The following is a 13491-nucleotide window of genomic DNA, read 5'->3' as shown; positions in this document are numbered from 1 at the left end:
GTAGTTCTGTAATTTCGAATCAAGTTAAAAAGTTGTGAAATAATTTTTAGAAATTTCTTTTATTAGAAGTAGCAGATTATATACTTTTTGACCAGAGCTTTTTAAGTATCTAATTTTCTAACTTCTCGCTTTGACGATCTCGCAAAGACGCCAAGCCGCTAAGTTTTTTTCCTATTTTTAAGCTCCACCTTTCTGTTTTCTACTTTCTCGCTTTGGATTTCTAAAAATAGTATAGAGTCTCAAAGTTTTTTCTGTTTTTTCATTAAAACTTTGCGATTTTGCGACTCTGCGAGATTTTTACTTCCCCACAACTTTCGAACTTGATCCGTAATTCGTGGCAAAAAAAACACTAAACCTGTATTATTACTATGTGTAATAGCATTTTACTAAGTAGCGAGTTAATTGCTTATATTCGTGTTGAATAAAAGAAGTGTGAAATATTTAGTATTAATGCAATCTGGACGACAATTAGATTTTCATACTATAAGTACATTTGACTTATAAAATTGTACGTTATGAAAAAGATTTTTTATTTGTTTTTAGCGATTGCACTATTGATTTCGATGGGATTTTCTACGTTTAAAGAAAAAAAAGCAGAGGAGTCTAAGTCATTTGTTGTCTTAGAATTGTTTACCTCACAGGGATGCAGTAGCTGCCCGCCCGCCGACAGATTAATGGGGAAATATGCTGTGGCAAACAATCCCGATATGATGCTGTTGTCATTTCATGTAGATTATTGGAACTATATTGGATGGAAAGATCCGTTTAGCAAAAAAGAATTTTCAGAAAGACAAAGACAATACGCAGCAACATTAAATTCCTCAGTTTATACGCCGCAGTTGATCATCAACGGAAGTGAATCAGTTGTAGGAAGTCAGGAGAGTAGTATCACAAGGCTAATTAAAGAAGCACGGGAACAGAAACCTTTGGCTGAATTGAATATTACAGCGAAAAAAAATCTTACGAATATACAGGTTCAATACGATTGTAAAGCGCTTTCGACGAAATATAAAATTTGTTTTGCTTTAGTAAAAAAAGAGGAGTCCACTGCAATAAAAAGAGGAGAGAATTCAGGTCTGACACTCACCAATTACAATATAGTAACTGATTTTAAGACAGTTCCTTCTGATTTGAAATCAGGAAGCATAAATTTTGTTTTGAATGGCAATGCAGCTGCTTCCGAATACCAGATTATTGCATTTGTTCAGGATTCGAAATCATTGAAGATACTAACTGCTGCAAAAACAGAAATCATAACCCAATAATTTGGAGAGCAGGTATTAAATAATTTACAAGCTGATCCCACGTTTTGCAGATCGTATTAACTTGGAAGGAATATTATAGGAAACAACTAATGGTATATTTTATATGAACGTAGAAGAGCAAATCAAAGAATATATTGCCAGTCTGCCGGAACCAAAACGAAGTGAAATAGAAGAGTTACACAGGGCCACACTGGAGGTATTACCGGGATGTCAACTATGGTTTTTTGACGGTAAAAACAGTGAGAATAAGGTTGTAGCCAACCCTAATATCGGATATGGATTTTTCGTCATGGAATATGCTGATGGAAAAACCAAAGAGTGGTTCCAAATTGGGATCAGCGCAAATAAAACCGGAATTTCGGTATACATTTTAGGAATCAAAGACAAAACCTATCTGGCAAAAACCTTTGGAGAAAAACTAGGCAAAGCAAGTGTGACGGGGTACTGCATTAAGTTCAAAACGCTAAAAGATATCGATCTTGCTATTCTTCAGTCGGCTATACGATACGGAAGCCAGAACAGTTGATTTTGGCGCGTCATTGGTGTCATCATTGCCAACTGTTTTTGGGTTGACGGGAAGCGAAAAATTTATTTTGCCCTGTATTCTGATAGTCAATCAATAAACGAGTTTGTTTACTTTTTATGAAAATTTTTTTAAGCTTATTTTTTGTAATGGCACGATTAATGCAAAGAAGCCAACGATATGCTTTTTTAGAGCAGATCGAGTTTAATCCCAATTGTAGGTATCAGCAATACTTTTGCACCTATAATTGAATATTTTATAATCAAATACCTATGAGTATTACAAAATTTGAAACGATGAAAAGATTTAAGAAGATGTACGTTTTTATGATGCTATTGTTAGTGTCAGCATTTACCTATGGACAGGAAACAATCAAGATGACTGTCAAAGAAAACAAAGTGCCTTGTCAGGGTGTAGCTCCGATGGAATGTTTAGAAGTGAAATATGATAATGGAAAGGATTGGGAGCTTTTTTATGATCATATCGAAGGCTTTAATTTCGAAAAGGGTAACCGATACGAAATTATAGTAATCAGAACAAAAAGACAAGGAATTGTGCCGGCAGATGCTTCTTCTTATCTTTATAAATTAAAAAGTATTGTTTCGACAAAACCAGTAACAAAGGCTAATGGGATTTATAATACCAAGATGATATTAACGCGTTTGAATGGTAAAACAATCAATTCAAAGAGTGTATATATGACCATTGATCCAACTAACGAGACGATTAGTGGGAAAAGCGGATGCAATAACTTTAATGCAAAATACAAAAAACTGAATTCTAAAAACGGAATTCAAATTAGTGCAGGGGCAGGAACCTTAATGGCTTGTAATGATGCTGCAATGAAAGTAGAGAGAGACTTTCTTGACGCGATAAAAGATAAAAAATACAAAATCGTTAAGAAGAAAAATGTTGTTCAGTTTAAGAACTCAAAAAATAAAACGATAATGGAATTTTCTATTCCTACTCAAAATGATCTTTGGAGTTATATTGGTAAAAATGACTGGAAACTAATTAGCCTTGAAAATGTTGGGCAAGATTATGGAAGAGCTTCAATTAAATTTAATATTGCCGAAAAGAAAGTAAATGGAAATAGCGGTTGTAATAATTTTTTCGGAAGTTATACTGCTAGCAGTGATAACACTATTCAGTTTAGCAATATTGCATCTACCAGAATGGCTTGCCTAAATGAAGAAGCGAATAAAACAGAACAAAAAATACTATCTTTTCTAAACGATAAAAAATTGCGTTTTGATGTAGCTGATCAAACACTTAATTTCTATCTTGATAACAAGTTAGTAATGATGTTTGGAGTAGCGAAGTAAATAGATTCCAACCTAGAAATAACAATAAAACCCGGCAATTGTCGGGTTTTGTTGTTTATACTGGTGAAGTGTCAATGTATTCTTCGATGCTACAAAATTGTTAATTTAAGAATTAGCAACTTTCGGATTTTGTGAGCAATAAAAGCAAACTAAATTTGGAGTAAACTTGTAAATTGAAACAAAATGAAAAATTTTAAAATTATACCTCTAACGACAGAATACGCTAATAAAATCAGGCAAACTTATAAAGATGATTTTGGTAACCAAGTATATGAAGAAGTAGCAACCGGCAAAGGCCCTTGTCGAATTTCATTACAACCATTTGATGTCGGGAATGATACAAGATTGGTTTTGAAACACAGTCCGTTTCAGATTAACAATATTTTCAATCAGCCCGGTCCCATATTTATTCAAAAAAAGGAAGTAGAACCGTATGCTGATATTTATAATTTTCCTCCCGCTATAAAAGCAGATAAAGAAAATTTCCCATTGACATTAATAGGTTACAACAAAGGGCAAAAAATGATATACGCGAAGCTGGTTGGAAACGCCGATGTAGACGATTTAATTACTGAAATTTTTGAAAATAAAAAAGAAATTGAGTTTCTTCACGCCAGAAATTCAGAAGCTTGTTGTTTTATTTGCAAAATTGAACGATTATAAAATCAGTTGTAGTTGCAAACGATAATAGTATTGAAATGCCCCTAATAAGTTTCTATTGTCTGATCAATAGCATCAGTTTCCCTTTAGTAAATTGATACTCACTGTAGCGATATCAGCATCCGGAAAACGACTAAAAATGGATTGATCCGGAAATAATCCTGCTTCAGCGGCAACGGCATTGAAGATATCGATTTCAACAATGTATTGGTCGGAAAAACCATGAGTAGCATCATAAGCTGTTGCGGGCGTTTTTCCTAAATTTTGAGCGGTAAGTTTTGGATCTATGGTATGCAATTCAATCAAAAGCAGACCAAATTTACGAACGTAAGGCGACCATTTCTGTAAATGTTCCAACAGATTATCTTCTATGTGATTGTTGCTGATTCTTTTTCCATGATAAGAAAAAGCACCGGTAGATTTACTGATTCTGTCTGATTTAATGTGTTTCGGTTCTTCCCAAATTCGGTTATGATCCAAGAAAGTCCTCACGTTTAGCAATTCTTTCAGGTCGATATTGTAATGTTCTTTCAAGTCTTCGGCTAGCAAATCGGGGCGTCCAATGTCTCCCCAAATGACCTTTGCCCAAATATCTGCTTTGATAAGATTGGCTCTGGTTACTTTCAAGGCCGCTTGGTTATAATCGGCACCAACCAGAAACAACGGATACTCATCAAGCATTTTTCCTCTCAAAGTTTGTCTGTCAATGACTTCAAAAATATGCTGCAAAAATGCACCGTTACCACAGCCCATATCCAGTATTCCTTTAGGCTGTTCTTCAATTGGCAGGTTAAAAAGCTTAACCAGAATCTCGTCTACAACTTTAAAATAGGTATCGTGGGCACCGCCGCTTCCCCATACATTCATTTCACGGTCAACATGTATTTCATTTTCACCCTCTGTTACCATTCTTAAAACGGTTGCATCGCCAAAAATCAATTCTTCAATTTTCGCAAAGGTCGGCAGATAAGAAACGGTAACCCCATAGGCACTGGCTCTTTTAGCATAAAACAAACCCACTTCTGTAAATTGATAATTGCCATTTTTCTCCAGGAACCATCCAAGATGCACAAAAAAGTCTAATATTTTTTTAAATTTTTCAGGAGACTTATGAAATTCCTCCGGCTTGAAGGAAGTCTCCATAAAATATTTATGAAACATGCCGCTCATTGCTAAACGAACTATGGTTGGTCCAATCAGATAGCCTTCTATGTGCTTTAAGATTTGGTCTTGAATACTGTTTACAAGCGAATCTTCGCCCTGTTCAATCCCATAGTTTTGTTTGTATTTTTCAAAAATAACATTAAGTTTTTCAAATGGTTCATCCTCAAAGACACGCGGATGAAACTGGATCGAAAATTTTAGTAAATCAACCACATCTTCATACAGGTAAAACATCGAAAAGGCTGTTTCTGTCTTTTCATTTGTCAGAATCGTAATTTCCTGAGTACTGTTATTCACTTCATAATCTAAAAAACCTTGGGAAGCCAAAATCCTCAAACCAACATTCAGATAGCCTTCATTTGCTTTAAAAACAGTTGTAAGCTGTGCTAATTGTAGTTGCTTTTTGTCCAGAATAAAATCTAAAACTCCATTGTTTTTCAATGCTATTGCAACAGGGGCAACAGCCAAGCCGTCAAGATGTCTGAATATAGAACTACGGAGTTGTGATTTATCGGTCATAGTAGAAGAATGAAGGTTTACTCAAAAATAGTGATTTTTTTGACTGAGGACATGGATTGTCACAATTGATGCGGCCAAATTTTTGTTTTTATTAAATTATATAGATGGATGTTTTGTTATGTAATTCATCTCTAGATGATTAAAGTGTATTGAGTTTGAAAACTATTTTATTGAATCTTCTATTTTGTGTTTTTTTGAATAGCCGTTGGTTTTAATCAACGGATTTAAAAGATATCGATACAAGGCTTTAGCCAAAATTTCGCGGTTAAGGTTTTGGTTAAAGCCTATACAATCAATCCTATCCGACCGTTGATTAAAACCGAGGGCTATTCAAATGCTGATTGATTAATTTTAATAGAAAATATTTGAGTTTTAGTGAAATAAAAACGACAGTATCAAATGACATGTTGATTGATTTCTTAAATTTGTATCAAGCACCATAAAAACTTCTTTAGTATGCCAATTATTGAACAATCAGAATATAGTTTGCCTTTTATAATGTACCGCAACAGGCACATTTCTACTATTTATGCTGCTTTGTTTAAAAAATTTGATGTTCCAGGCTACACAAGAGAAAAACAGGAGTTAAACGACGGCGATTTCATTAATATAGATTTCATTCTAAAGGATTCTAAAAAAGCAGTGATTTTATGCCATGGTTTAGAAGGAGATTCGCGAAGAACGTACAATAATAGCTGTGCAGCTTATTTTCAGGAGAAAGATTTCTCCGTTTTCGCTTGGAACAATCGTACTTGTGGGGGTGAAATGAACCGGCTTCCGAGACTGTATCATCACGGTGCTGTGGATGACCTTGATGAAGTAGTGCAGTTTGTTTTACGAAAAGGCTTTGAAGAGGTATATTTAATCGGATACTCAATGGGAGGGGTGCAGCTTTTGAATTATTTGGGCTGGATAAAAATGGATGAACGCATAAAAGCGGCAGTCTCCATTTCAGTTCCAACGCATATCGCAACAAGTGCAGCAGAACTCAAAAAAGGGTTTAACAGAGTTTACTTAAAGAATTTTACAATTGATATTAAACGAAAGCTAAAGCACAAAGCAGCACAATTTCCGGATTTTATAAACCGCGATCAGATTGATAAAATTTCTTCTTTTGACGAAGTCGACCATTATTTTACAGCACCGCTGCATGGTTTTGCAAGTCGGGACGATTATTATCAGCGTGTTTCTCCGGAATTTTCGCTTAAAAATATTACCACTCCGGTGCTCATTATTAATTCGCTTGACGATCCTTTTTTAGGAGAAAGATGTTATCCGAGAACAATAGCGGGTGACAGTGCTTATGTGTATTTGGAAACCCCAAAATATGGTGGACATTGCGCTTTTCCACTGCGCAATTCGATGTATTCCTATGCAGAAAAAAGAGCGTATGAGTTTTTTGAATCCTGTAAGGCTTCATAGTTTCTTAAAGCTGGGATCAAATCCAAAGGTTGTGGGTGCGTAATAATCTCGCAAAGTCGCGAAGTCGCAAAGTTTCTTTTCTTCTTTTCCTCTTTTCTTCTTTTTTATCTTTAATCCTTTGCTCCTGAAAATTGCTTCTAGCAATCAGCAAAACAAATAAAACTTGGCGACTTCGCGACTTTGCGAGAGCCATTCCCAACCTCAAAGAAAGACTTTTCATAAAGACCTAAAACTTTTGGACTGGATTCTGAATAGGAGCACAGTATTTATTGGTTTTTTTAACAGTTGTAAAATACGCTTCATAAACACGTAAAACTACGTGTACAACTTTGATTTTAATTATTTTAATTTACAGTTAAGTTGTAATGTAAAACAGTTAAAAATGGAAAACGAAAACCAATTTGACGGTCTGGATACTTTTGACCACATTGTAGTTTTGATGCTCGAAAATCGTTCTTTCGATAATCTTTTAGGCTTCCTCTATGAAAATGATGAAGTACCAGCGAATAAGTCGTTTGAAGGGCTTTACAATCCCGCAGTTGACTATGCGAACCCTATTCCTCCAAGAGTTATCAATAACTCAGGAGAGACGAGTATTTCCCCTTCACGCGCTATGAACTATTCGGTGCCTTATCCCGATCCGGGTGAAGAATATCCGCATGTAAATACACAACTTTTTAATACGATTGACCCGCTTTGCAATGTTGGTTTGCCGGAGTATAAAATGACACCACCTTACAACCTGCCTACTCCTGTACCCACACCTGGAGGGATGATCGGATTTGTTAACGATTATGAAAGTAATCTTAGAGCTACTTATGGTATTGATGACCCAAGTTACGAACAGTATGAGGTAATCATGCAGTGTTTTCAGCCGGACCAAATTCCCGCAATGGCTACTTTGGCTAAGGAATTTGCAGTTTTTGATCATTGGTATTGTGCGGTGCCCAGTCAAACCTATTGCAATCGGGCGTTTTGGCATGCAGCCAGTTCGGGGGGCAAAGTGGTTAATCCGCTTGAGGAAGACGGAACCGGTTTTCCCGGTATTGATGGCGATTTCAGCGATATGGATTCGTGGATAAAAGAGGTTTGGCCTCTTCCCACCATTTTTGACCGCATGAATGACAAGGATGTTTCATGGAAAGTTTATTCGCCTATTGCGCCTCTGAGCCTCACCAATATTGTCAATGGATTTGGAGACGGAAAAGACAAAACACACGGACATCTTGATTTTTTCTTTGATTTGAAATTTGGAAGTCTTCCGCAATATTCGTTCGTGGAGCCTCAATTTCTTGACAAACACAATGATCAACATCCGTCTGCAGTGAATCACAAATTAGCTACTGGAACTGTAAAATTAGGAGATGAACTGATTCGCGAAGTGTACAATGCCATCAAAAATAGTCCAAAGCGAGATAAAATACTTTTTATCATCACTCATGATGAACATGGTGGCTGTTTTGACCATGTATATCCGCCTGCAACAGTACCACCTGTTCCCGGTATGAAAGGGCAGTGTGATTTCACTTTTGACCGTCTGGGCATTCGAGTTCCTATGATAATGGTATCCTCGTATATCCAACCAAATACGATTATCAACGGACAGTTTGAGCACACCTCATTCATAAAAACAGCTTGTCAGAAATGGGGACTGGATGCGTTAACCGACAGAGATAAAGATCCTAGTGTTTTGCCATTTACAGAGGTTTTTTCGAATCAAAAAAGAACGGATTGGCCCGATATCCCTTCCCACATAAGTCTGGAAGAACTACTTCCTGAGCCCGACACAAGCAAAGATCCGTTAAACGGTTTACAAAAAGCAATGTTAACGAGTCTGCTGCACATTGAAAAGATTAGAGGGCTAGGAAACACCCAAAAAGAAGATATACAAACAATTGGTGATATGATGGAGTTTATTAAAAGGTTTTGATGGTGTAAGGTGGGATAGAGTGATTTTGCTGTTATTTTATAGTGCAATAAGTATTTTTCCTTTATTTATCGAGAATTTATGAGGGAAGAGGGGTATAGAAATTTTAGATTTACGGCTTTTTATCTAGGCTAATATTTAGCAATTATTCATTTCTGGTTTGCATCTGGTCAATCATAATTGACTCGGCCTTACCTGCAAAAAAAAGTTTCTAAACGAAAAGCCGCATCATTAACTTTCATTGGATTTATTTTCGCTAATAGATATCTCCTAAAATTGCAATACCGAATTACCAATCCCAGACTTTCGTTTCAACTTAATAAAAAATTGATTTATCTACTTACAGTTTGTATTTTTGCCCTTATGAATGATAACTTTATAAATGAATATTTTGGGATAGGGATACAAAATGGTAAAACTCCTGAAAATTTGGGTGTTTTGTGGCGATCTGCTCAAAACTTAGGTGCTACTTTTATATTTACCATCGGGAATCGATATGCCAAACAAGCCTGCGATACTCATGATGCGGTAAAAGCAATTCCTTATTTTCATTATGATACTTTTGAAGCTTTTTTTGAAAATTTACCAAAAGGAGCGCGATTGGTTGGTGTTGAATTAGATGAAAATGCCTGCGATTTAGAAACCTTCGAACATCCAAGGCGTTGTGTTTATTTATTGGGAGCAGAAGATCATGGCTTATCCAAAAAAGTAATGGATAAATGCCATTATTTAGTGAAATTTAAATCCGAAAAAAGTTTAAATGTGGCCGTGGCAGGAACTATTATTATGTACGACAGAAACTTGTCTAAACCGCGATCTTAAAATGAAAGCACTTTGTATCTTATCATTATTTATAGTAATCCTAATAGGATGTAAATCAACGAAGTATTCAAAAATTACTACTCTAAAACCAGATACAGAAAAACAACTCGCTATTCCAGATCAAAAAACATGGTATAAAAAGGATTTTCAAAAGGATAATATACCTGGAATTTCTTTGGATAAATGGTATGCACAAAATAAAAAGAAGCCAAAAAATAATAACATTATTGTTGCAGTTATTGATACCCAAATTGATTTAAAACATGAAGATTTACAAGGCGTAATTTGGACAAATTCAAAAGAGATCGCAGATAATGGTATCGATGATGATAACAACGGATATATAGACGATTGCAACGGCTGGAGTTTTACAGGTACCAAAAGTGGAGGTTACGTGGTATGGAACCGATATGAATATGTACGTATAGTCAATGAATGGGAAACATTATTTAAGGATAAAAAAGAAACCCAAATCGAAGCTAAAGATTTGTACAAGTTTAAAGTATACCAAAGAGCGTTAAAAACATTTGAGGAAAAAAATAAGTATTATAAAAATTGGCACAAGTCTTTAATACATGGTGTAGCAATTTATCCCTTGGTAAAAGATACTTTAAAACATTTTTTTCCTAAAGAAGATTATACTTATCAGCAATTGGACAGCTTGTACAATAAATACAAAATTAATAATAAAAAGTACCGCCAGATGCGAGATGATGATGACAAAGATCTTGGCGCACTTGTATTTTATATGATGGTTCACCTTGATGTTAATCAAAAAACTTTTGATGATGTAAAAGATCAAGAAGTTCAATTAGATTCTGTAGTTAATAAAAATTTAAATTTAGCATACAATGAACGACTTCCTATTGGGGACAATCCAACGGTTTTAGAAAAAGGATACGGTAATAATAAGATCAGCAATACTATAAAGGGTGTAAGAACTATTCAGGATCATAATACGATGGTATCCGGTATTATTGCAGCAAATAGGAGTAATGCTATTGGCATAAAAGGAATTGCTGATGTGAAAATTATGCCTTTAAACATTTCCCCATCTGGTGATGAACATGACAAAGATATTACCATGGCAATCCGGTATGCTGTAGATAATGGAGCTAAAATAATTAACATGTCTTTTGGCAAGGAGTTTTCTATGCATAAAGATTGGGTAATAGATGCTTTTAAATATGCCCAGGATCATAATGTTCTTCTTGTGCATAGTTCTGGGAATGATAGCCAAAATTTAGATAATTTCCTTAACTACCCCAATGACCTTAATAATGATGATACCGTGGAGATCTATGACAATTTTATTAATGTAGGTTCAACGACTCAACAATTAGGGGATAAATTTGTATCTGATTTTTCAAATTATGGTAAGCAGAATGTAGACTTATTTGCACCTGGCGATGAAATTTACACCACCGGAGCAGGAAACATCTATAAATTTGAATCAGGGACTTCATTTGCAGCCCCGATGGTTTGTGGAACCGCTGCATTGATTTGGTCCTATTACCCTAAACTTACTGTAAAAGAGGTTAAACAAATTATTTTAGATTCAGGTACGGCATATGATATAAATGTTATTGTTCCGGGAACAAACGACAAAAAAGCACCATTCTCTGAGCTATCAAAAACAGGAAAAGTTTTAAATGTATATAATGCTATGGAATTAGCTAAAAAAGTAAGTAAATAAAGTAAATTTTGAATTAGATTTTTGAGCGAACTCTCGAGTTATTTAGCAGTAAATAAGAATTTTTAAAATAAAGAAAAGGGTATTTATACTTGTGCAGTATATGTAATTTATTTTTTACTTTTAAATATTTCCAAGCTATAAAATATATTCACTATAAATTCTCAGATAGTTGTTAAAACTCTATTGTTTTATATTAATACTACAGGTTGAAAAACGCGTTTTTGAATATTTTTTTAATTTTCAATACTTTTCTAAACTTATATGAAATGAATTGAAAATCAGTAGCTTTTACTAATAACTTTAAAATTAGAAAATGTCAAATCATACTATTAGTATTGGAATTCAAAAACACGGATTAAATTCGCAAGGTTTTTTCAGTTATAATGAGCCTAAAAATCTAATTGTGTTTATTCATGGTTTTGGTGGCACTTCTATAGGAACATGGAATAATTTCCCAACTTATATTACATCAGAAGAAGAGTTTGCAAAATCTGATATTATTTTTTACGGATACGATACTTTTAAAGGGCAAGCCGGTGATCATTCCGGAGAACTTTTCAAATTTTTAAATCTTGTCGAAAATCCAGTAGCCAACCATATTTTGCCCATTGCACAAGGATTGCCTGAAAGAAACTATAGTGGGATTATTTTAGTGGCTCATTCTCTCGGAGCAATTTTGACAAGACAAGCTTTAATATTTGCGATCAATGAGAATAAGACATGGGCTGATAAAGTTACTTTAGCATTGTTTGCACCGGCTCATCATGGAGCAAACATTATTAACTTGGCAATGCAAGCTTTACCTGGTTTAACCGGATTACTTGGGATTTTTGCTAAACTAAGATATCCAATTCTTAATGATTTAGATAATACTGAGGAAGGTATTATACATTACATAAAGGAACGGACTCACGAATTTCAAAATCAAAATAAAGGCGATTGTACTAAAGCAAAATTAGTTGTCTATGCTAAGGGAGATAAAGTAGTCAGAAATATTCCTTATCTTAATGATATAGCTCCGATTGTTTTAGCAGAGACAAGTCATGTCTCTGTTTGTAAACCTAAAAGTGGTTTTATAGAACCATTGGACTTGCTTAAGTCTATCATCTAAACTAAGTATTTATGGAAAATACAGACAGAAATTACGATTCTTTAAAGGCCGAATTTTATGAAAAAAAGATGCCGTCGCAAGGATTTGAATTGATAAATCAGTTAATTCTAGAAAATAGAAAGATTGACTTATATGCTTTACTGGATGATCATAAAAAAAGAAGTTATTACGGACTTGAACTTCAACAACGATTTTGGACGGATGAGTTAATAGGGTATTATAACTTTTTATTAATTGCCGTATTCGCTGGATTTATACCTCGAAAATTCAATAATGACCTAAGACAAGAAATTAATAAAATAATGTCTTATGAAGCTGTAGTGGAGTACTACAGAATAAACTATCCTTATAAATTAGCTGGATATACTTGCGAATTTTCGTTAAATGAAATGGAATATAATGGAGAAACAAATGAGGAAAGTTTACGAATTTTTAATGAATATATCAGTTTAAACAGATTCTTAAAAAATGATGATGATGTTGACGTTTTTTTGGCAATGCTAGATTACGTTAGTTATGGTGAATACGATATTTCGGATGTTATTAAAAGTTTAAAATCATTCGAAAAATTAAGTCAAATAATTACATCAAAGGATAAATCCGCTTTAGCACAAGGCGTTTGGGGTTTTATTAAATATACCTCTTTTATAAGTCAGTTAAGGACATTAATGGAAAGCGCTGATGACTTTCCTATTCTTCAATCTGCCATTTGGTTGTATCATGAATATTATTTCAACCGATTACAAATGAAAATGAAGTCTTTCTTTGATATTGCGTTCTTTAATCTTGAAAAAACGATGAACAACGAATTGCTTTTTAAAGAAATGGTCGAAGGGCTATACAATCAAAATGTACCAGAAGATTTTAATTATAAAGAATTAATGGACTTTTCAATAAAAGAAATATGTGACGCTAAAGATGACATTACTTATATTTTAAATGAAAATTGGAGTTTAGCGATGGAAGACTATTTTAAAGAATCTTAAAGATTATTGTTTCGTTGTTCAATATTTGTTGCATGAAGTTATCGCAAATTTTAGACAATGCTATAGTGTTA

At 34.3% G+C, this 13491-nt stretch carries 11 protein-coding genes; 10 read left to right on the top strand and 1 reads right to left on the bottom strand.

Annotated features, from left to right (window positions below):
• Window positions 1–515: 515 nt before the first annotated feature.
• From AB674_RS15700 to AB674_RS15685, 4 genes are all read left to right on the top strand, one after another.
• Window positions 516–1265: a DUF1223 domain-containing protein gene (locus tag AB674_RS15700; RefSeq protein ID WP_053004298.1), complete on the top strand. Its 750-nt coding sequence runs from the start codon at window positions 516–518 to the stop codon at window positions 1263–1265.
• A 103-nt stretch (window positions 1266–1368) separates the two neighbouring features.
• Window positions 1369–1791: a DUF1801 domain-containing protein gene (locus tag AB674_RS15695; protein WP_047778117.1), complete on the top strand. Its 423-nt coding sequence runs from the start codon at window positions 1369–1371 to the stop codon at window positions 1789–1791.
• Window positions 1792–2060: 269 nt separating this feature from the next.
• Window positions 2061–3113 (top strand): META domain-containing protein, encoded by a 1053-nt coding sequence (locus AB674_RS15690; RefSeq protein WP_240478097.1) that lies wholly within the window; start codon window positions 2061–2063, stop codon window positions 3111–3113.
• A gap of 183 nt (window positions 3114–3296) precedes the next feature.
• Window positions 3297–3776, top strand: coding sequence for a DUF1203 domain-containing protein (locus AB674_RS15685; protein ID WP_047778114.1), 480 nt, complete (start codon window positions 3297–3299; stop codon window positions 3774–3776).
• Between the two features lie 72 nt (window positions 3777–3848).
• Here AB674_RS15685 and AB674_RS15680 read toward each other — a convergent pair whose 3' ends face one another.
• On the bottom strand, window positions 3849–5456 hold the full coding sequence (locus AB674_RS15680; RefSeq protein ID WP_047778112.1) for a class I SAM-dependent methyltransferase: 1608 nt from the start codon (window positions 5454–5456) through the stop codon (window positions 3849–3851).
• Between the two features lie 456 nt (window positions 5457–5912).
• On the opposite strand from AB674_RS15680, the gene AB674_RS15675 reads away from it, so the two are divergent.
• From AB674_RS15675 to AB674_RS15650, 6 genes are all read left to right on the top strand, one after another.
• A complete protein-coding gene (locus tag AB674_RS15675) occupies window positions 5913–6878 on the top strand; it encodes a YheT family hydrolase (protein ID WP_047778110.1) in 966 nt (321 codons plus the stop codon).
• Between the two features lie 382 nt (window positions 6879–7260).
• Complete coding sequence (locus AB674_RS15670; RefSeq protein WP_053004297.1) at window positions 7261–8808, top strand: alkaline phosphatase family protein; 1548 nt, start codon at window positions 7261–7263, stop codon at window positions 8806–8808.
• A gap of 360 nt (window positions 8809–9168) precedes the next feature.
• Window positions 9169–9627, top strand: coding sequence for an RNA methyltransferase (locus tag AB674_RS15665; protein WP_047778108.1), 459 nt, complete (start codon window positions 9169–9171; stop codon window positions 9625–9627).
• A gap of 1 nt (window position 9628) precedes the next feature.
• Window positions 9629–11323: a S8 family serine peptidase gene (locus AB674_RS15660; protein ID WP_047778106.1), complete on the top strand. Its 1695-nt coding sequence runs from the start codon at window positions 9629–9631 to the stop codon at window positions 11321–11323.
• Between the two features lie 313 nt (window positions 11324–11636).
• Window positions 11637–12434 (top strand): esterase/lipase family protein, encoded by a 798-nt coding sequence (locus AB674_RS15655; RefSeq protein ID WP_047778103.1) that lies wholly within the window; start codon window positions 11637–11639, stop codon window positions 12432–12434.
• An 11-nt stretch (window positions 12435–12445) separates the two neighbouring features.
• A complete protein-coding gene (locus tag AB674_RS15650; RefSeq protein ID WP_047778101.1) occupies window positions 12446–13420 on the top strand; it encodes a hypothetical protein in 975 nt (324 codons plus the stop codon).
• Window positions 13421–13491 lie beyond the last annotated feature (71 nt).

The sequence above is a fragment of the Flavobacterium sp. ABG genome (genome assembly GCF_001027725.1).
GTDB classification, from domain to species: domain Bacteria; phylum Bacteroidota; class Bacteroidia; order Flavobacteriales; family Flavobacteriaceae; genus Flavobacterium; species Flavobacterium cupriresistens.
The sequence above is the reverse complement of the archived record's forward strand: the minus strand, read 5'-3'. Positions and strand labels throughout refer to the sequence as shown.